16 protein-coding genes and 2 pseudogenes are annotated in these 20,051 nt (G+C 68.7%); 9 read left to right on the plus strand and 9 right to left on the minus strand.

Annotated features, from left to right (window positions below; genetic code table 11):
* Positions 1–163: 163 nt before the first annotated feature.
* Positions 164–1,726, plus strand: coding sequence for an IS21 family transposase (gene istA, locus QP029_RS01885; protein WP_284875196.1), 1,563 nt, complete (start codon positions 164–166; stop codon positions 1,724–1,726).
* Entirely contained in the window at positions 1,723–2,469 is a 747-nt protein-coding gene (locus tag QP029_RS01890) for an ATP-binding protein (RefSeq protein WP_284875197.1), read from the plus strand. Before istA ends, QP029_RS01890 begins: the two co-directional genes overlap by 4 nt.
* Positions 2,470–2,594: 125 nt before the next feature.
* Here QP029_RS01890 and rlmB read toward each other — a convergent pair whose 3' ends face one another.
* Genes rlmB through QP029_RS01910 form a run of 4 tightly spaced genes read right to left on the minus strand, consistent with a single transcriptional unit; the run spans position 2,595 to position 6,854 of the window.
* Positions 2,595–3,533, minus strand: coding sequence for a 23S rRNA (guanosine(2251)-2'-O)-methyltransferase RlmB (gene rlmB / locus QP029_RS01895; RefSeq protein WP_284875198.1), 939 nt, complete (start codon positions 3,531–3,533; stop codon positions 2,595–2,597).
* 8 nt (positions 3,534–3,541) lie between these two features.
* Positions 3,542–4,933 carry a cysteine--tRNA ligase gene (gene cysS, locus QP029_RS01900; RefSeq protein ID WP_284875199.1) on the minus strand — a complete coding sequence of 464 codons (1,392 nt, stop codon included), beginning with the start codon at positions 4,931–4,933 and terminating at the stop codon, positions 3,542–3,544.
* A 10-nt stretch (positions 4,934–4,943) separates the two neighbouring features.
* Positions 4,944–5,696 (minus strand): glucosamine-6-phosphate deaminase, encoded by a 753-nt coding sequence (gene nagB, locus QP029_RS01905; protein WP_284875200.1) that lies wholly within the window; start codon positions 5,694–5,696, stop codon positions 4,944–4,946.
* Between the two features lie 12 nt (positions 5,697–5,708).
* On the minus strand, positions 5,709–6,854 hold the full coding sequence (locus QP029_RS01910; RefSeq protein WP_284875201.1) for an N-acetylglucosamine-6-phosphate deacetylase: 1,146 nt from the start codon (positions 6,852–6,854) through the stop codon (positions 5,709–5,711).
* Between the two features lie 72 nt (positions 6,855–6,926).
* On the opposite strand from QP029_RS01910, the gene QP029_RS01915 reads away from it, so the two are divergent.
* The 3 genes and pseudogenes from QP029_RS01915 to QP029_RS01925 all read left to right on the plus strand — a co-directional run bounded on the left by QP029_RS01915 (position 6,927) and on the right by QP029_RS01925 (position 9,368).
* A complete protein-coding gene (locus QP029_RS01915) occupies positions 6,927–7,847 on the plus strand; it encodes a dihydrodipicolinate synthase family protein (RefSeq protein ID WP_284875202.1) in 921 nt (306 codons plus the stop codon).
* The gene (locus QP029_RS01920; protein WP_284875203.1) at positions 7,844–8,722 is read left to right on the plus strand and encodes an ROK family protein; all 879 of its coding nucleotides are present in this window, start codon (positions 7,844–7,846) and stop codon (positions 8,720–8,722) included. Before QP029_RS01915 ends, QP029_RS01920 begins: the two co-directional genes overlap by 4 nt.
* Positions 8,719–9,368, plus strand: a pseudogene (locus QP029_RS01925) (N-acetylmannosamine-6-phosphate 2-epimerase). Before QP029_RS01920 ends, QP029_RS01925 begins: the two are co-directional and overlap by 4 nt.
* Here QP029_RS01925 and QP029_RS01930 read toward each other — a convergent pair.
* Positions 9,337–10,050: a FadR/GntR family transcriptional regulator gene (locus tag QP029_RS01930; protein ID WP_284875204.1), complete on the minus strand. Its 714-nt coding sequence runs from the start codon at positions 10,048–10,050 to the stop codon at positions 9,337–9,339. The pseudogene QP029_RS01925 and the gene QP029_RS01930 sit on opposite strands and share 32 nt — an antisense overlap.
* A gap of 151 nt (positions 10,051–10,201) precedes the next feature.
* Here QP029_RS01930 and QP029_RS01935 point away from each other — a divergent pair, with 151 nt between their 5' ends.
* The 4 genes and pseudogenes from QP029_RS01935 (at position 10,202) to QP029_RS01950 (ending at position 15,582) form a co-directional block, all read left to right on the plus strand.
* Positions 10,202–11,821, plus strand: coding sequence for an ABC transporter substrate-binding protein (locus tag QP029_RS01935; protein ID WP_284875205.1), 1,620 nt, complete (start codon positions 10,202–10,204; stop codon positions 11,819–11,821).
* 30 nt (positions 11,822–11,851) lie between these two features.
* Positions 11,852–12,817, plus strand: a complete 966-nt coding sequence (locus QP029_RS01940; RefSeq protein WP_284875206.1) for an ABC transporter permease — start codon at positions 11,852–11,854, stop codon at positions 12,815–12,817.
* 2 nt (positions 12,818–12,819) lie between these two features.
* Positions 12,820–14,803, plus strand: a pseudogene (locus tag QP029_RS01945) (dipeptide/oligopeptide/nickel ABC transporter permease/ATP-binding protein).
* The gene (locus tag QP029_RS01950) at positions 14,800–15,582 is read left to right on the plus strand and encodes an ABC transporter ATP-binding protein (RefSeq protein WP_284875207.1); all 783 of its coding nucleotides are present in this window, start codon (positions 14,800–14,802) and stop codon (positions 15,580–15,582) included. The pseudogene QP029_RS01945 and the gene QP029_RS01950 overlap by 4 nt, the downstream one beginning before the upstream one ends.
* Here the strand turns inward: QP029_RS01950 and QP029_RS01955 are convergent.
* The 4 genes from QP029_RS01955 to QP029_RS01965 all read right to left on the minus strand — a co-directional run bounded on the left by QP029_RS01955 (position 15,579) and on the right by QP029_RS01965 (position 19,933).
* Positions 15,579–16,847 carry an HNH endonuclease signature motif containing protein gene (locus QP029_RS01955; RefSeq protein WP_284875208.1) on the minus strand — a complete coding sequence of 423 codons (1,269 nt, stop codon included), beginning with the start codon at positions 16,845–16,847 and terminating at the stop codon, positions 15,579–15,581. The two genes, QP029_RS01950 and QP029_RS01955, sit on opposite strands and share 4 nt — an antisense overlap.
* Before the next feature lie 108 nt (positions 16,848–16,955).
* Positions 16,956–17,441, minus strand: coding sequence for a PTS sugar transporter subunit IIA (locus QP029_RS14250; protein WP_432418692.1), 486 nt, complete (start codon positions 17,439–17,441; stop codon positions 16,956–16,958).
* A gap of 9 nt (positions 17,442–17,450) precedes the next feature.
* On the minus strand, positions 17,451–19,025 hold the full coding sequence (gene nagE, locus QP029_RS01960) for an N-acetylglucosamine-specific PTS transporter subunit IIBC (protein ID WP_432418714.1): 1,575 nt from the start codon (positions 19,023–19,025) through the stop codon (positions 17,451–17,453).
* Positions 19,026–19,075: 50 nt separating this feature from the next.
* On the minus strand, positions 19,076–19,933 hold the full coding sequence (locus QP029_RS01965) for a PRD domain-containing protein (RefSeq protein WP_284875209.1): 858 nt from the start codon (positions 19,931–19,933) through the stop codon (positions 19,076–19,078).
* Between the last annotated feature and the right edge of the window lie 118 nt (positions 19,934–20,051).

The raw sequence follows: 20,051 nt of genomic DNA on the forward strand, positions 1-20,051 counted from the left end.
GCTGAATATTCGCTTCACTGGGGTCCACCGGTCGTGTGTCCGGGGGCCGGCAGGCTGAGGAGACATTCGTAGACGTCGGGGCCACTCGTGGTGCGCTCGGGGGCCACCACGCTTACGCTTCCTCCGCCGTGTGTATAGGGCACACGGCGGAAGGAGCAAGCCAATGGTACGAAAGATCAGAGCGAAGCTGATACTCCAGCTACGCTCCGAAGGTCTGTCAGGACGCACGATCGCCGCGTCACAGGGCATGTCCCGAAAAAGCATCACCGCCGTGCTTGAAGCCGCAGACGCAGCTGGTGCGAGCTGGGATGATGTCGCTGAGCGTCCCGAGGACGAAGTCTATGACCTGCTGTTCCCGGGCCGGGGTCAGCACCACAGCGTGTTCGCCCAGCCGGATTGGGAAACAGTCCACCGGGAACTCGCCCGGGTCGGGGTGACACTGAAGCTGCTGCACGGCGAGTACACCGACAGGTGTGCGGCCACCGGTGCCCCGGCGATGGGTTACGACCGGTTCTGTCGGACCTACCAGCGCCACGTCCTGGTCACCGGGGCGGCATCGAGGGTCGGACACAAGGCCGCCCAGAGCGTTGAGGTCGACTGGTCCGGACCGACGATGACACTGTTTGACCCGGTCAACGCCACCCCGAGGCCGGTGTACCTGTTCGTCGGGTGCCTGCCGTTCAGCCGCTACTCGTTCGTCTACCCGAGTCTGGACATGACGCAGGAGTCCTGGCTGCGGGCTCATGTCGCGATGTTCGAGGCCTTCGGCGGTTCAGTGCCGCGGATCGTGCCTGACAACCTCAAGACCGGGGTGATCACACATCCCCGCGACGGCGAGGTTGTGCTCAACGATGCATACCGGGAGATGGCCGCACATTACTCGGCCGCGGTGTTACCCGGGCGGGTTCGGAAGGCGAAGGACAAGCCCAGCGTGGAAAACACCGTGTGGCATGTGGCGATGCGGGTCATAGCCCAGCTGCGCGACCAGCAGTTCACATCCCTTCCGGAGCTGACAGCCGCGGTCACCGGCCAGGTCGCGGCCTACAACCGGGAGCCGTTCCAGAAGCGGGATGGCTCCCGGGCCAGTGTGTTCACCACCGAAGAACAGCCCCTGCTGACCGGGCTGCCGCAGGTCGCCTATGAGATCAGCCGGTGGATCTACGGTCGCCGTGTCGGACGCAACGGGCACGTTGTGTGGGAGAAGAACTTCTACTCCGTACCGGTCACCCACATCGGCACGGGTGTGGATCTGCGGATCACCGACCGGGTCCTGCAGGTCTACTCCGGCCAGCAGCGGCTGAGCAGCCACCTGCTGTTGCCCGAGGGCTCAGCGAATCAGTACCGCACCAACGACGCTGATCTGCCGGCCGGGGAGCGCTACCAACCCTGGGATGCCCCGCGTGTACGGGAGTGGGCGGGCCGGGTCGGCCCGTCCGCGACAGTGGTGGTCAACCGGATCTTCGAGTCCGTCGCCGTCGACGAGCAGGGCCTGAATGCCGCACTGGCGGTGCTGCGGTTGACTCGGCGGTATTCCGCCGAGCGGGTCGAGGATGCCTGCCGGCTGGCACTGGCCGGGCATGTCCGGTCCCCGCGCTATGTGCACCTGCACCCGATCCTGGTCACGGGGCAGGATCAGGCCGCCCGGCAGCGCCCACCCCGGGGGGAACCGGTGGAGGAAGGCGGATTTGTCCGCGGTGCGGACTACTACGCAGGAGGAGACCAGTGAGCGGTATCGACATGGAAACCAAACGCAAGCTGCGCGACATGGGTGCCACCGCCCTGCTGGAGGCCATCGACGCCGAAGACGAGAACCTCGTCCTGGGGATGGGGTTCGAGGAGAGGCTGCGTCTTATCGTCGATGAGGCGTACGCCACCTTCACCCACGGCAAGGTCGACGGGTTGATCCGCCGGGCCGGCCTGCGCTATCCGGCAGCTGACCTGCGTCGGATCGACCTGGTCGAGCAACGCGGCCTGGATCGTAACCTGCTGGCCACCTTGGCGACCTGCGGGTTCATCGAACGTCACCAGAACGTGGTGTTCCAGGGTTTCACCGGGTCGGGGAAGTCCTACCTGGGGTGCGCGCTGGCGAAACAGGCCTGCCAGCACCGGTACCGGGCGCACTACATCCGGATGCCGGATCTGGAGGAAGCCTGGGCCACCGCACGCGACAAGCCCCAGGGGACAACGAAGTTCCTGAAGAAGTACGCCGCCTTTACCGTCCTCGTCATCGATGAGTGGCTGCTGGATCATCCGGATGAGGGGATGCGCAGCATGCTGCTGGAACTGCTGGAGCGTCGTTACGACTCTGCGTCGACGGTGTTCTGCACCCAGTACGCGAAGAAGGACTGGCATCAACGGCTCGGATCCGGGGTGCATGCCGATGCGATCATGGACCGGATCGTCCACAACACCATCTGGGTGGACACCGGCACCCACAACATGCGGGAGCACATCACGATGAGTCAGTAGGAAACACCCAGCGCCGGCCGGTGGCCCCCGTCCCTACGGCCGCCGGCCCCCACGGGCACTATCGCTGGCCCTCAACCACACGATCGGGTGGCCTTCACACCTGCGAATACTCAATCTGGCGGGCCCTACTTCGCGCGGCGCTGGCGGGCGAACTCGGAGAGCACGACGCCGGCGGCGACGGAGGCGTTGAGCGACTCGACCCAGCCGACCATGGGGACGGACATGATGACATCGCAGTTCTCGCGGACCAGGCGGGAGATGCCCTTGCCCTCGGAACCGACGACGATGACGACGGGGTCGGTGCCGCCGTCGTAGGTGTCCAGGGTGTGCTCGCCGCCGGCGTCGAGGCCGACGACCTGGTAGCCGTTCTTCTTGAACTCCTGGATCGTGCGGGTGAGGTTGGTCTCGCGGGCGACGGGCAGGCGGGCGGCGGTGCCGGCGGAGGTCCGCCAGGTCACGGCGGTGACGGCCGCGGAACGGCGCTCCGGGATGACCACGCCGTGACCTCCGAAGGCGGCGACGGAGCGGATGACGGCGCCGAGGTTGCGGGGGTCGGTGATGTTGTCGAGGATGACGAACATGCCCGGCTCGGGGTTGTCGGCGGCCGCGGCGATGAGCGAGTGGACGTCGGTGTACTTGTAGGGCGGGATCTGCAGGCCGATGCCCTGGTGGAGGCCGTTGCCGGTCATCTTGTCCAGCTCGAAGCGAGGGACCTCGATGGTGGGGATGCCCCGGGAGGCGGCGATGGTGGCGGCTTCGGAGAGGCGGTCGTCGGCACCCGTGCCCTCGGCGACGAAGAGGGCGGAGGCGGGCACCTTCGCGTGGAGGCACTCGATGACGGGGTTGCGGCCGACGACGAGTTCGGTGGTCTCCTCCTTGACGTGGCGGCCGCGGGCGCGTCGTTCGGCCTCCTTCTTGCGCTTGTGGGCGGCGTGGTAGACGCGGTCCTCGGCCTTGGGCGTGGGGCCCTTGCCCTTGAGGCCACGGCGGGCCTGGCCGCCGGAGCCCTTGACGGCGCCCTTCTTGTTGGTCTTGCGTACCCCGGGTCGTCCCTGGTGAGCCATGTGATTCCTTAATTCTTCAGCGACCACTGCGGGCCGTCGGGGGTGTCGGTGACGTCGATACCGGCGGCGATCAGGCGATCGCGGACGGCGTCGGCGGTGGCCCAGTCCTTTGCGGCCCGGGCGGTGGTGCGTCGTTCCAGTTCGGCGTCGACGAGCACGTCGAGCGCGGCCATCGCGCCCTCGCTGGTCTGGGTCTCCTCCGCCCACTGCGGGTCCTGCGGATCGACGCCGAGGACCGCGGTCATGGCGCGGACGGTGGCGGCGATGCGCTGGGCGTCGACAAGCGAGCCGGAGGCGAGAGCCGTGTTGCCGGCGCGGACCGCCGTGTGGATCTCGGCGAGTGCGCGGGGCACGGAGATGTCGTCGTCCATGGCGGCCTCGAACTCGGGGGTCCATTCCCCGATCTCGACCGGGCCGACGCGGTGGAGGAAGTCCTCGATGCGACGGTACCCGGCGGCGGCCTCCTGCAACGCCGCCTCAGAGTACTCCAGCACGCTGCGGTAGTGCGCGGAGCCCAGGTAGTAGCGCAGCTCGACGGGGCGGACGAGTCCGAGGATGTGCGGGACGGAGAGGACGTTGCCCAGCGACTTGGACATCTTCTCGCCGGCCATGGTGACCCAGTGGTTGTGCATCCAGTAGTGGGCGAAGTCGTCGCCGGCGGCGTGCGCCTGGGCGATCTCGTTCTCGTGGTGCGGGAACTGCAGGTCGAGGCCGCCGCAGTGGATGTCGAAGGTGTCGCCCAGGTACCAGGTGGCCATGGCGGAGCACTCGAGGTGCCAGCCGGGGCGACCGTCACCCCAGGGGGTGGGCCAGGACGGCTCGCCGGGCTTGGCGGCCTTCCACAGGGCGAAGTCCTGCGGGGAGCGTTTGCCGGTGTTGTCGGACTCGCCCTGTTCCATCTCCTCGACGCGGTTACCGGAGAGCGAGCCGTAGTCGGAGCCCTCGGCGGCGACCCAGGCGGCGACGTCGAAGTAGACGGATCCGCCGACGGCGTAGGCGAAGCCACGGTCCATGAGGCGCTGCATGTAGTCGACCATCTGGGTGACGTGCCCGGTGGCGCGGGGTTCGACCGAGGGCGGCAGGACACCGAGCTGGTCGTAGGCCCAGGTGAAGTGGCGTTCGTGGGTGGCCACCCACTCCCACCAGGGGCGGCCGTTCTCGGCGGCCTTGGTGAGGATCTTGTCGTCGATGTCGGTGACGTTGCGGACGAAGGCGACATCGTAGCCGGAGGCCAGCAGCCAGCGGCGGAGGATGTCGAAGGCCACCCCGGAGCGCACGTGCCCGATGTGGGGCTGCGCCTGCGGGGTGGCGCCGCAGAGGTAGACCGAGGCGTGTCCCGGGCGGACCGGGACGAAGTCACGGAGTTCGCGGCTGGCGGTGTCGAAGATTCTTAACGTCACGGCGCCCAGTCTAGCGGCGGGGCTGGTGGGCCTCGATGAATCGGTAGTACTCGAGGTCGTGGAGGCGGGAGGCGGCGGCCTCGTCGACGATGACGGTGGCGTACTCGTGCAGCTGGAGCACCGACGCCGGGCAGGAGGCGGTGACCGGCCCCTCGACCAGCTTGTGCACCGCGTCGGCCTTCCCTGCGCCGGTGGCGAGCAGCAGCAGGTGGCCGGCGCGTCGGATGGTGCCCAGGCCCTGGGTGAGGACGTGGATGGGGACCTCGTCGGCGGAGTCGAAGAAGCGGGCGTTGTCGGCGACGGTCTGCGGGTGCAGGGTCTTCATCCGGGTGCGTGACGCGAGGGAGGAGCCGGGTTCGTTGAAGCCGACGTGACCGTTGGTGCCCACCCCCAGCAGCTGGATGTCCACGCCGCCGGCGGCGGTGATGGCGTCCTCGTAGGCCTGGCCGCCCTGCTCGGGGTCGGGACCGTGGACCGCCTCGTCGGGGATGTCGACGTGGGAGGTGAACTCGCGGCGGATGGTGCGGTGGTAGCTCTGCTCGTGGTCGCGGGGCAGGCCGATGTACTCGTCGAGGAGGAACGCACGGCAGTCGGCGAAGCTGACCTCGCCGGCGTCGTAGCGGCGGATGAGTTCGCGGTAGGTGGCCACGGGGGTGGAGCCGGTGGCCAGGCCGAGGGTGGCGCCCCGGCGGGCGAAGTCGGCGAGGATGTCGGCGGCGGCGACGGCCACGTCGGTGGCGGTGGGGCGGAGGAGGATGTCCACTGTCGGGTGTCCTTAACGGTTGTCGGTGATGATCTCGCCGCCGGCTACGACGAGCATGACCTGTCCATTGTCGTCCAGGCCGACGAGGTCCGCGCGTCCGCCCTCGACGATGCCGCCGTCGCCGAGGCCGAGCAGCCCGGCCGCGGTGGTGGAGGTGGCCCTGACCAGGTCGCTCAGCCCGACACCGCGGCGCAGGTGGCGGGCGAACTGGTCGGCCAGGGTGGTGGTGCCGCCGGCTATGGCCCCGACAGCACCGTCTGGAGCGGAGAGGCGGGCGACGCCGTCGGCGACGGTGACGTCGAGGGTGCCGAGGGTGTAGTCGCCGTCGGGCATGCCGGCGGCCTGCATGGCGTCGGTGACGAAGAAGGCGCCGTCGGCGACGGAGTGGCGGAGCATGTCGACGGTGCCGTCGGCGAGGTGGACGCCGTCGGCGATGAGTTCCACGTGGGCGTGGGAGGTGGCGGCGGCGGTGATCATTGCGGCGGCCGCACCGGGGGCGCGGTGGTGCAGGGGTGGCATGGCGTTGAACAGGTGGGTGGCGGTGACGGTGACGTTCCTGTCCACGGCGGCGTCGACAAGCTCGAGGGTCTGCTCGTAGGTGGCGTCGGTGTGGCCGAGGGAGGCGATGATGGTGTGGGCGGCGCAGACGTCGAGAAGCTCGTGGGCGTGGGCGGTCTCGGGGGCGAAGGTGACGGCGCGGACGTGGCCGCGGGCGGCGGTGGCGACGCGGTCGAGCATGTCGGGGTCGCCGGGGATGATGGCGGCGGGGTCCTGGGCGCCGCAGCGCCCGGAGTTGATGAAGGGGCCTTCGAGGTGGATGCCGGCGAGCAGGCCCTCGTCGGCGAGGTCGGCGAGGACGGGGACCTGGGCGGTCATGGCCTGCTCGGTGGCGGAGACGAGGCTGGCGAGCATGGTGGTGGTGCCGTGCCGGCGGTGGAACCGGGCGGCGCGGCGACAGTCGTCGGCGGTGCCGTCGGGGAAGGAGCCGCGGTGGCCGCCGTGGTTGTGCAGGTCGACGAAGCCGGGGACGAGGGTGAGGCCGCCCGGTTCCCAGGCGGTGGGGTCCTCCGTGACCGAGGTGATGATGCCGCCGTCGACGGTGATCCGGGCGGGGGCGGCGCCGACGGGGGTGACCAGTTGTCCGGTGAGTTCGTTCACCTGGCCCATCATACTCCCGGCAGAGGTATGATGTCTTACGTCTGATGAACCCATCTCCCGAGGAGTCCCCCCATGACGGTCCAGTTCCGCGGTGTCATCCCGCCCGTCGTCACCCCGTTCCGGGACGATCTCACCGTCGACACCGACAGCCTCCGCCGCCATGTGGACCGGCTCATCGACGCCGGCGTGGACGGCCTCTTCGCTCTCGGCTCCTCCGCGGAGGCCGCGTTCCTCACCCGCGACAACCGGCGGGCGGTGGTGTCCACCATCGTCGACCAGGCCGCCGGGCGGGTCCCGGTCACCGCGGGCGTCATCGACATGACCACCCCGCTGGTCGCCGACGCCGTCGAATCCGGCGTGCAGGGACTCGTGGCCACCGCCCCCTTCTACGTGCGCACCCACCGCACCGAGATCGCCGAGCACTTCCGCCGCATCCACGACATGGCCCCCGACCTGCCGCTGCTGGCCTACAACATCCCCGAGTGCGTCCACGTCGTCCTCGACGCCCCGCTGCTCATCGAGCTGGCCACGGAGGGTGTGCTCGCCGGCGTCAAGGACTCCGGGGGCGTGGACGCCGCCACCCGCCTGATCGTCGACGCCCGCGACGCCGCCGGCCTGACCGACTTCCAGGTCCTCACCGGTTCCGAGACCACCGTCGACCTGGCCTACCTCGCGGGCGTCGACGGTGTGGTCCCCGGCCTGGGCAACGTCGACCCGTGGTCCTACGTCGACCTCGCCCGCCTGTGCACGCAGGGCCGCTGGGCGGAGGCGGCGGCGCTGCAGACCCGGATCACGCAGCTGTTCGGCATCGCCACCGCCGGCGACCCGGCGCGCATGGGTGGTTCCTCGGCCGGCCTCGGCGGCTTCAAGGCCGCGCTCGCCCACCTCGGCGTGTTCACCTCCGGCCGGATGGCACCGCCGCACCAGCCGCTTGACGACGCCGAGCTGGCCACCATCGCCCGCATCATCGACGACGCGGGGCTCACCGCATGAGGCCCGCGTCCCTGGCCGTCGACATCGGGGGCACGAAGATCGCCTACGGCATCGTCCCCGACGACGCGCCCGACACGGTGCTCGGCGAGGGCCGCGTGCCCAGCCTCGCCCGGGAGGGCCGGACACTGGACCAGCTGGCCGTCGCCGTCGAACGGGCCCTGGACACCCCGGGCGTGGACATCGTCCGCGCCGGCGTCGGCTGCCCCGGCGTCGTGCGCGACGGGGAGATCACCTACAACGGTGACACCGTGCCCGGCTGGGCTGGGTCGGACGTGGCCGGCACGGTCGAACGCCTGGCCGGGGTGCCGGTGGCCTGCCACAACGACGTCCGCGTGTGGGCGTTCGGCGAACACCGGCTCGGTGCCGGACAGGGAACGTCCGGGAGGGTGTACTACCTGTCGTTGGGTACGGGGGTGGGTGGGGCGATCGTCGATACGCACGGGTTGCTGCCGGGCCCCACGGGCAGTGCCGGGGAGTCCGCGAACCTGGTGTGCGCCGACCTCGACGGGCGCGCGGTGCGGTGCGAGGACGCCGTGAGCGGCCCCGGGCTGGCGCGGTACTACAACGAACGTGCGGGCGCGGACCTCACGCTGCCGGAGATCATCGGACGGCATGACGCCGCCGCGGTCATCGACGGCAACCTCAGCGGCTTCGGGTACGCCGTCGGCGCGCTGGTGACCCTGCTGGACCTGTCCGCGGTCGTCCTCGGCGGCGGGGTCGGCTCGCTCGGGGAGATCATCCGGGAGCCCTTCGCCCGCGGCCTGCGCGCCGGCACGCTGGCCATCCAGGCGGATGTCCCCGTCCTCACCACCACCCTGGGCCCGGCGGCCCCGCTCATCGCCGCCGCCGAATACGCCCGGGCGGAAGGAGCATGATGACCATCGAGAATCTGCGTGGGCGGCTCATCGTCTCCGTCCAGGCCCCCGACGGCCACGCCATGCGCGACACCCACACCCTCACCCACGTGGCACGGGCCTGCGTGGACGGTGGGGCGGCGGCGATCCGCTGCGGCGGCTACGGCGGGCTCGACGACATCCGGGCGATCGCCGGCGCGGTGGACGTGCCCGTGTTCGGCCTGACGAAGGAGGGCTCCGAGGGCGTGTACATCACCCCGTCGGTCGCCTCCGTGGGGGCGGTCGCGGAGGCCGGCGCGGACGTCGTCTGCGTCGACGCCACCTTCCGCCCCCGGCAGGACGGCAGCCGCCTGGAGGACCAGGTCACCGCCGCCCACGACGCCGGGGTGCTCATCATGGCCGACTGCGCCACCCCCGACGAGGCCCGCGCCGCCCTCGAGGCGGGCTGGACCTTTTCTCCACCACGTTGGCCGGTTACACGCCTGACCGGGCCGCCACGGAGGGCCCGGACCTCGAGTGCGTCCGGGCGGCCCGCGCCCTGCTCGGCCCGGAGCCCTTCCTCATCGGCGAGGGGCGCTACCGCAGCGGTGCGGACGCCGCCGAGGGGCTGCGGGCCGGTGCGGACCCGGGCTGGATCACCGCCCGTGTCGCGCAGCAGCTGCGCTGACCAGGCGGCGCAGCGGCTCGTAGTGGCGGGTGACCACCTCCCGGTACAGGGCCGGATCGTCGGCGACGAGGGCGTCGATCATGTCGGCGTGGGACTCGATGGTCAACTTGATGTCCTCCGGCATGGACAGGTCGAGCAGCGGCAGGACCTGCATGTGGACCTTCCACAGGGCCTCGGAGATCTCCTTGATCAGCGGGTTGCCCAACGGCTCCAGCAGGGTGGCGTGGAAACGGTGGTCCTCCTGGGCGAAGGACTCGCCCGCGTTGTTGCGGTCACGCATCGCCTGGACGATCCGGTGCAGATGGTCGACCGGCTGCCCCTCATAGATACGGGCAAGTTCATCACCCACGGACCGGTCGAGCGCCTCCCGGGTGTCGATGACATGGTTGAGGTTGGCCAGCGAGTGGTCCGAGTCGAGGGTGATGCGCAGAACCAGGCCGCGCAGCAGGGGCGCCAGGGACATGTCGGAGACGAAGGTGCCGTGGCCGTGCCGGACCTCGACGATGTCCAGGCTCGACAGGGTGCGGACGGCTTCCCGCAGGGAGGAGCGGGAACAGCCCAGTTCCTCGCACAGCACCGCCTCGGAGGGGAGCATGTCGCCGGTGCGCAGGCCGTGGGCGCGGATGTAGTCCTTGATGCCCTCCTCGGCATCGCGCGCGGCGTTCCGGGTTCGACGAACCATGGTGTCCCTCTTCCTGTTGTTCCTGTTGTCCATATAACCAGACGGTGTGACGTGCATTTCTCCGGCTTCTGACAAAAGCATAGAACACATCAGATGTCTGATGTATGTTTGTGCCAGGGGAAAGCTCCGACAACCGAAAAGGACCCCCACCATGAGCCCCCACGTCTCCCGTCGTCAGTTCCTCCGACTGACCGGTGTCCTCGCCGCCGCAGCCGGAGTATCCGCCGGTCTCGCCGCCTGCGCCCCCGACGACAACTCCAGCAGCGGCGGTCAGACCACCGGGGAAGGCGGGGGTGGCACCGCCGCCGAGGACGGCACCATCCACGCCGCTATCTCCTACGAACTGGGCACCAACGGCTACGACCCGATGACCACCACCGCGGCCCTGACCATCGCCGCCAACTGGCACACCCTCGAAGCCCTCACCGAGATGGACCCCGCCACCGGCGAGACCCACGTGGCACTGGCCGCCGAGAAACTCGACTCCGGGGACGAGACCACCGTCGACGTCACCCTCCGCGAGGGCGCCACCTTCCACGACGGCTCCCCCGTCACCGCCGACGACGTCGTCTTCTCCTTCGAACGCGTCATGGACGAGGCCAACCAGTCCCTCTACGCCTCCTTCATCCCCTTCATCGAGAGCGTCGAGGCCAAGGACGACACCACCGTCACCTTCACCCTCTCCAACCCGACCGGCCTGTTCGCCGACCGCCTCTCCGTGGTCAAGATCGTGCCCAGGGCAGTCGTCGAGGCCGACGCCACCGCCTTCGACGCCGTCCCCACCGGCTCCGGCCCCTACAGGATGACCGACAACGGCGGCACCTCCAAGGTGGTCAGGTTCGAGCGCCACGACGACTACAACGGCCCCAGGCCCGCCCGCGCCGCCACCATGGAATGGCAGATCATCCCCGACGCCTCCACCCGCATCAACTCCATCCAGTCCGGCTCCACCCAGGCCATCGACTCGGTGCCCTACCTCAACATCGAACAGCTGGAGTCCACCTCCCAGGTGGAGTCGATCCAGGGCTTCGGCCTCCTGTTCGCCATGTTCAACAACCACGAGTCCAACAAGTTCGCCGACGTCAGGGCCCGCCAGGCGTTCCTCTACGGCATCGACATGGACCGCGTCCTCGAGACCGCCATGCACGGCCAGGCCACCGCCGCCACCAGCTTCCTGCAGAAGGAGCACCCGAACTACCAGGAGGCCGCCACCGTCTACACCTACGACGAGGCGAAGGCGAAGCAGCTGTTCGAGGAGGCCGGCGTCACCAGCCTGCGCCTGCTGTGCACCGACCATGACTGGGTGAAGAACTGCACCCCGCTCATCCAGGAGTCCCTGAGCAACCTGGGCATCTCCGTCGACTTCACCGAACGCAAGTCCTCCGACGTGTACAACACCATCGACGGCAACCCGGAGTCCTACGACGTGGTCATCGCCCCGGGTGACCCCTCCGTGTTCGGCAACGACCCCGACCTGCTCATGCGCTGGTGGTACGCCGGCGACACCTGGACCGACACCCGCATGCACTGGAAGGGCACCGACTCCTACAACCGCGTCCAGGAGCTTCTCGACGCCGGCGTCACCGCCACCGACGCCGACGTCGCCCAGGACTCCTGGAACCAGCTGTTCGACCTGCTCTCCGAGGAGGTCCCCCTCTACCCGCTGTTCCACCGCAAGGCGCCGACCGCCTGGAACGGCGACACCCTGGTGGACTTCCAGCCGATCTCCCTGACGGGGCTCAGCTTCGTCGACGTGGGCACCACCGAATAGGTCCTCCCACCCGCCCTGCCAGGAGCCACCTTGTCCAACCTGCTCAGACTCATCGGCCGCCGCCTCATCGCCCTGCCCGTGATGATCCTCGGCGTCACGTTCCTCGTCTTCTTCATCATGTCTTTCAGCCCCGCCGACCCGGCGCGCCTGGCACTGGGCGAGTCGGCGTCCCCGGCGGCCCTGGAGGCCTACCGCGAGGCCAACGGCCTCAACGACCCGCTGCTGGTCCGCTACGTCGGCTTCCTCGGCGGCATGCTCCAGGGCGATCTGGGGACGACGACCGGCAACGCCTCGGTGACCGATGTCGTTGCGCGGGCCTTCCCCATCACCCTGCAGCTGACCTTCCTCGGCCTCGCCATCGCGGTGCTCCTCGCCCTGGTCTTCGGTGTCCTCGCGGCGCTCTACCGTGACCGCTGGCCCGACCATGTCATCCGCGTGTTCTCCATCGCGGCGCTGGCGACCGCGTCGTTCTGGTTGGCGATCCTGCTCATCCAGTGGCTGGGCACCATCCCCGGCGGGTGGGGTGTGTTCCCGGCGCTGGTGACCCGGTGGGTGCCGTTCACAGAGGATCCGGCGACCTACCTCAACAACATCTTCCTCCCCGCCTTCGCGCTCGCCGTCCCGGTCGCCGGATCACTGGCCCGGGTGGTGCGTACCGCGATGGTGGAGGAACTGGACAAGGACTACGTGCGCACCGCGATCGGCGCCGGCATCCCCACGGGGGAGGTCATCTCCCGCAACGTGCTGCGCAACGCCCTGATCACCCCGATCACGGTGCTGGGCCTGCGCGTCGGCTACCTCATGGGTGGCGCGGTGATCATCGAGATCATCTTCAACATCCAGGCCATGGGCCAGCTCATTCTCGACGGCGTGACCCGCAACGACGTCTTCCTCGTCCAGGGGGTCACGCTCACCGTGGCCATCGCCTTCATCCTCGTCAACATCGTCGTGGACATGCTCTACGTCCTCGTCAACCCACGAATCAGGAGCATCTGATGCTGCGCGGGAACACCACCACGACCCTGGAGAACAAGGCGGGCGCCCGGTTCACCGGCATCCGGTCGATGTCCACGGCGTCGAAGATCGCCATGGTCGTCCTCGCCTTCGTGGGCCTGGCCGCCCTCGTCGCCCCGCTGCTGTCGACGTACGATCCACTCACCTCGGGCCCGCCGGTGCAGCCGCCGAGTTCGAGCACTGGTTCGGCACCGACGCCATCGGCCGCGACATCTTCTCCCGTGTGGTCCACGGCGCCCGCTCCTCGCTCATCATCGGCCTGGCCGCCACCGGCTCCGCGCTGGTCGTCGCGGCGGTCCTCGGTTCCGTCGCCGCGACCGGCGGGAAGGTCGTCTCCGAGGTGCTCATGCGCGTCCTGGACATCATCATGTCCTTCCCCGGCATCGCCCTGGCGGCCGTGTTCGTCGCGGTCTTCGGCAACGCCCTGCCGGTCCTCGTCTTCGCCATCGCGTTCCTCTACGTCCCGCAGCTCTCCCGCGTCGTCCGCGCCAACGTGCTCAGCGAGTTCGGCGAGGACTACGTCGCCGCCAACCAGGTCCTCGGCGCCTCCACTGCCCGCATCCTGGTCAAACAGGTCGCCCGGAACTGCATCGCCCCCATCGCGGTGTTCGCCACGGTGCTCGTCGCCGACGCCATCGTCTTCGAGGCGTCGCTGTCGTTCATCAACGCCGGCGTGAAACCGCCGGAGCCGTCCTGGGGCAACATCCTCGCCGACGGCAAACAACTGCTGCTCTCCGGCGCCTGGTGGCCGACGTTCTTCCCGGGCCTGATGATCCTCATCACCGTCCTGTCGCTGAACACCCTCTCCGAGGGGCTTACCGACGCCCTCGCGTCCCCCACCATCACGACCCGGCGCAACGTGGAGCGCGACGAGGAGACCGTCGACACCTCCAACGCCCTCGGCCAGCTCAGCGCCGACGAGGCCCGCGCCACCCTCAACCTCGCCCTCACCTCGCCTCGCGACGCCGAGCTGGGCGACGACCGCCGCCTCACCTTCACCGGCGACCCCACCCCACTCATCGAGGTCCGCAACCTCTCCATCGCCTTCCCCGGCGCCCACGGCGACGTCCCCATCGTGGACAACGTCAGCTTCACCGTCTCCCCCGGCGAGACCATGGGCCTGGTCGGCGAGTCCGGCTGCGGCAAGTCCATCACCGCCATGGCGATCATGGGCCTGCTGCCCCCGACCGCCCGCATCACCGGCGAGATCCTCTTCAACGGACAGGACCTGCTCACCCTCACCCCGAAGCAGCACAACGCCCTGCGTGGCCACGACATCGCCATGATCTACCAGGACGCCCTGAGCTCCCTCAACCCCTCGATGCTCATCCGCAGCCAGCTCAGGCAGCTCACCCGCCGCGGCGGCACCCGCACCGCCGAGGAACTCATGGAACTCGTCGGCCTTGATCCGGAACGCACCCTGAAGTCCTACCCGCACGAACTCTCCGGCGGCCAGCGACAGCGCGTCCTCATCGCCATGGCCCTGACCCGCGACCCGCGCCTGCTCATCGCCGACGAACCGACCACCGCCCTCGATGTCACCGTCCAGGCCCAGGTCGTCGACCTGCTCAACGACCTCCGCGAGAAACTCGGCTTCGCCATGGTCTTCGTCTCGCACGACCTCGCCCTCGTCGGCCGGCTCAGCCACAAGGTCACCGTCATGTACGCCGGCCAGGTCGTCGAGCAGGGCCGGACCCGCGAGATCCTCACCGACCCGCGGCACGAGTACACCCGCGGGCTCCTCGGTTCCGTCCTCTCCATCGAGGCCGGCGCGGACCGCCTGTACCAGGTGCCCGGTACCGTCCCCTCCCCGCCGACTTCGTCGCCGGTGACCGCTTCGCCCCTCGCTCCGCCTACCCCGGCATCGGGTTGGACGAAAAGCCCACTATGCGTCACATCGACGGCACCGAGCACTCCTACGCCGCCACCGACGCCCTGCTCCGCGAAATGGAGGGAGAGCAGACATGACCCCCGTCATCGAGCTTCGCGACGTCTCCGTCGTCCACAGATCTCGCACCGGCACCCTCTTCCGCCCCAACCTCGTCCACTCCAACCGCAACATCGACTTCCACCTCCACCGCGGCGAGGTCGTCGGTGTCGTCGGCGAATCCGGCTGCGGGAAGTCCACCCTCGCCCGCGTCGTCGTCGGCCTGCAGAAACCCACGTCCGGCGAGGTTTTCTTCCGCGGTCAGCCCATGACCGGCCGCGGGAAACAGCGCACCGAGCTGGGCAAGGCCATCTCGGTGGTGTTCCAGGATCCCTCCACCTCCCTCAACCCGAGAATGACGGTCCGCGACCAGCTGCTGGAACCCCTCGCCGTGCATCACGTCGGACGTGGCCCGGAACGTGAGAAGCGCGTCCGCGACCTCATCGGCCTCGTCGGCCTCCCCCAGTCCGCCCTCGAGGTACTTCCCCGCCAGATCTCCGGTGGCCAGCGTCAGCGCGTGGCCATCGCCCGCGCCCTCGCTCTGGCCCCGGACATCATCATCGCGGACGAACCCACCTCCGCCCTCGACGTCTCCGTCCGTGCCCAGGTGCTCAACCTCCTGCTCGACCTGAAGAAGGAACTCGGCCTCGGGCTGATGTTCATCAGCCACGACATCAACACCGTCCGCTACGTCTCCGACCGGATCTGCGTCATGCTCGCCGGTGAGATCGTCGAGGAAAAGCCCACGGAGGAGCTGTTCACCAACGCCTCCCACGACTACACCCGGACCCTGCTCGCGGCCACCCCGTCCCTGCTCTAGAACGGTGGCGGATCATCTCCCCAGTCGTGCGGCACCTTCCGTGACTTCCGTTCCTGGGCCTCCTCCCTGATCCGATTCCGTCTCTTCTGGGTCCGTTGCCCGATGGTCTGTACCCATCGTCGTTGTTCCGGGGCCAGTGGGCCGGTGGGTTGGCTGATCATCCACGTGCCGTTGTCGAACAGCCAGATCTTCTCCCGGGTCTCCGGATCGATGATGTATCTCGCCCGGCCGTCGGTCTTGATGTTGTGGTGGCGCGGACACAACCCCGAGAGGTTGGTGGAACTGGTCTCTCCGCCGTCCGCGAAGTTGATCCGGTGGTCCATCTGGGAGCAGGAACCGGGCCGGGTGCACCACGGGTAGGAGCACCCGCCGTCGAGGCCGATGACGGCCGCCCGGATGTCCTCGGGTGTGTGATACGCCTTGGACACCTTGCCCAGGACCAGGTCCATGTCGCGGATGCTGGTGGTCATCTCCTCGAGCTTCTCGGCAGCGTCGGCGGTGATCCAGCCGACGCCGTCGATCCACGCCGGGGCGTCCGGGACATCGTGGGCACGGTAGACATTGAGGGTCACATCAGTGGTTCCCTCACCGCGGATGAGGGCGACCAGTGCCGCCACCGGGGTGAGGTCATGGGCCCGGGCATGGGCATGGACCCGGGCGTCGATCTCCAGGGCGGTCGCCGTGTCCATCCCGGCGGCGAGGACGCTGGAGTCCCCGTCCGTGGACACCTCGAGGAACTCCGTCGGCCGCTCGTCCGAGTCCTCCTCGGAGACGGAGGTGTCCCGGGTCTGGATGAGGGTGTTGATTTTCTTCCGGATCTGCGCCGGAGTGGGCAGCAGCTGGTTCGGACGGGTGGCGGTGAGGTAGGCGGTGATCTCCTCGTCGAGGAACGCCATGAGATCCGCATCCGTGGCGTCGACCTTGCACAGCACCGCATCGATCGCCTTGAGACGGGTCAGGTCCAGGTGGAAGTGGCGCTCCTGCTGCTTCTTCAGCCGGGGCAGTTCCCGGAGGCGCTGGTGCGCGTAGATGGCCGAGGTGAGGTAGCGGTCCCCGTGCCCGGTGCTCGCGCGGAGGCTGGCGAGGATCATGTCCACGTCCTCGTCTTCCTCGGGGAGGATGGACTGCCACATCGTGTGGTCGGCCCGCCGGATACGCTTGCCCCGGATGGCGACGTCGTTGTAGGGCGAGCTCACGGCGTAGAAGTTCTCCGGGTACAGCTCGGCGGTGAGTGCCCGCTCGACCTGTGACAGGTCCATCTCCATGATGCCCCTCCCTTCATGACGTCCCCTGCGTTATCCATACAATAGAACACACTATCGAATAGCGCAAGAGCCAGAAGCCCGCAGGTGGAAACCTGCGGGCTGACTGGGTCAGGCCATGGTGACGGTGGCTGCGGTGTCACCCACCGCCGCCGGGCCGGTGCTGACCCTGAGGCTGCCGACCTGCTTCTTGTTGGTCATCACCACCGGGGTGATGAGGGAGACGCCGGCGGTGCGGAGCGCGGCGGCGTCGACACGCATGATGGGCTGGCCGGCGGTGATGAGGTCACCGTCTGCGGCGAGAGACTCGAACCCCTCGCCCTTGAGTTCGACGGTGTCGAGTCCGATGTGGACGAGGACCTCGAGGCCGTCGGCCGTGGCCAGGGCGAAGGCGTGGCGGGTCTTGAACACCTTGGCCAGGGTGCCGTCGGCGGGGGCGCACACCTCGATGACCTCGGCGGCGTCGTCAGGCACGACGGCGAAGCCGTCCCCCACCATCCCCTGGCTGAACACCGGGTCGGGGACCTCGCTGACCGGAATGATCCGGCCGGCGAAGGGGGCCTGGAGGTCGACTCTGGTTTTTCCGAATCCGAACACGATCACTCCTTAGACGGGCTGTTCACCCTCGAGCGTAGCGTCGGTGCGCTCGAGCTGGCGGGCGACCTCGTCGTAGACGAACTGGACGTTCGGGCCGATGACGACCTGGACGTTGTTCTGCGACGGGCGGATGACACCCGCGACTCCGGCACGCTTGATCTCGCCCTCGTCGACCTTGACGTAGTCCTTCGTGGTCACGCGGAGGCGGGTGGCGCAGTAGTCGATGGAGTCGATGTTGTCGCCACCACCGAGACCGGTGACGATCTGGCGGGCGACGTCGGACACCTCGGCATCCTCGTCGAGCTGTGCCTCGGCGTCAGCCTCCTCTTCACCGCGACCCGGGGACTTCAGGTTGAACAGCCCGATGAGGAAGTAGAAGATGCCCAGGTAGAGGAAGAAGTAGATCACGCCCATGACCAGCAGCATCCACCACTCGTTGGCCAGCGGGTTCTGCGCGGAGAGGAACATGTCGACGAAGCCGGCGGAGAAGCCGAAGCCGGCGGTCCACTCGAAGGCAGCGGCGATGGCCACCGAGATACCCGTCAGGACGGCGTGCACCAGGTAGAGCAGCGGGGCGACGAACATGAAGGAGAACTCGAGCGGCTCGGTGACTCCGGTGAAGAAGGAGGCCAGGGCGCCGGCCATCATGAGGGAGCCGACGGCCTTCTTACGCGGGGTGTCGGCACGCAGGTACATCGCCAGAGCCGCACCCGGGAGGCCGAACATCATGATCGGGAAGAAGCCGGCCTGGTAGCGGCCGACGATGCCCTCGACGGTACAGACGCCGTTCTCCCAGATGCCGGGGCACTCTGCGGCGGAGGTGGCTGCCGCTGCGGCCTCGATGGTCTGGCCGCCACCGAGGAAGTTGCCGATGTCGTTGATGCCGATGATGTCGAACCAGAAGATCGAGTTGAGGGCGTGGTGCAGACCGGTCGGGATGAGCAGGCGGTTGGCGAAACCGTAGATGCCGGCACCCGCCGCGCCCATGCCCTGGATCCAGGTGCCGAAGTCGAAGAGCACACCGTAGACCAGCGGCCACACGAAGTAGAAGATGCCGGCCAGCACGATGGCGAGGAGCGCGGTGAGGATGGGCACGAGCCGACGGCCGGAGAAGAACGCCAGGGCATCCGGGAGGCGCGTGGCGTGGAAGCGGTTGTACACCCAGGCGGCGAGTACACCGGCGGCGATACCGAACAGGACGTTGCTGGGGCCGACCGCGGCCCAGCCGTGGGACGCCCAGTCGATGGCGGCCTGTCCGTCGAGGGCTTCGAGGTCGACGCCCTGGTATCCGGCGACGGCCTCCTCCCCGAGCAGCTTGGTCAGGGTGGTGAAGCCGAGCCAGCCGGACAGGGCGGCGGCGCCGTTGGAGTCCTTGGCCAGGCCGAAGGCGATGGCGATGGCGAAGATGACGCCGAGGTTGTCCAGGACGACGCCGCCGGCGGAGATGAGGACGGCGGCGGGGATATTGTCCGCACCCCAGCCCTCCGGGTCGAGCCAGTAGCCGATGCCCATGAGGATGGCGGCGACGGGCATGACGGCGACCGCGCCCATGAGGGCTTTACCCAGCCGTTGCAGGCTGGTCATGACCGTCGTGCCGACGGTGCGGCGGGGACGGTCCGTGGTGATGGTGGTACTCACGAGGATTCCTTTCTCACAATGGTGGACTGCCGCCAGCCGTGCAGGAAGACAGCCAGGAAGGCCGCCTCGCCGACGGCGTACCGGGGCAGGTCGGGAAGATCGAGAATGCGGCAGAGAACCTGCCGGGCAACGTCGAATTCATGGGGCAGGTCACGCTCGATGGAGCGCTGGGCGGAGTTGGGACGCCAGGCACCGGTGCGTGCCTGCCGGGTGGTCAGGGACAGCATGATGGCCAGCCCGTCATCGGCACCGCCGTCGCGGGGCAGTTCCCGGCGCACGAGGGCGGACAGTCCCGCCAGTTCGTTGGCGCGGGCCAGCGGCCGCTTGACGTGGTCGCCGGTGCGGGCGGCGTTGAGGTGGAGGGCGATGAACGCGGCCTCGTCAACCGGGAGGTTGATGTCGAGGTGCGTGTTCAGGTACTGGACGATCAGTTCCGCGGCACCGAGCTCCGCGGGGAAGACCGCACGGATCTCGGCGATGAGGGAGTTGCGAATCGCCTCACCCTGCTCCAGTCGGTGCACGGCGAACGAGAGATGTTCGGCGAGCACCACATACACGGACGGGTGGAGTTCCCCGAGCAGGTCGGCGGCCAGATCGACGGCGGTGGAGATGGTCTCCATCACGAACGGGTCGATGGCGTTGAGCGAACTGAGGAAGCGGACCTGGTCCGGGGTCAGTTCGGTGTACCGGCGCTGCACGGCGGTGGCGGAGACGGCGTCGCCCACCTGGCGACCGAAACCGATTCCACGCCCGACGAGTACGAGACCACCTTCGTCGGAGTCACTGCCCCCGACGCGTGCGAGTACGGCGTTGTTGCTCAGTACTCGGACGACTCGGGGATCGGATTCGACCACGATGGCTCCTAGGCAAGGGGCACGACACACCCGGGTGGGGGCAGCGTACCCGTTTTCCAGTCATGCCTGATCGGATCAGTGACACCCGGAGGGGTAAGGACAGTTCTGAGATTATCGC

The sequence above is a fragment of the Corynebacterium suedekumii genome, assembly GCF_030252185.1.
Lineage (GTDB): Bacteria > Actinomycetota > Actinomycetes > Mycobacteriales > Mycobacteriaceae > Corynebacterium > Corynebacterium suedekumii.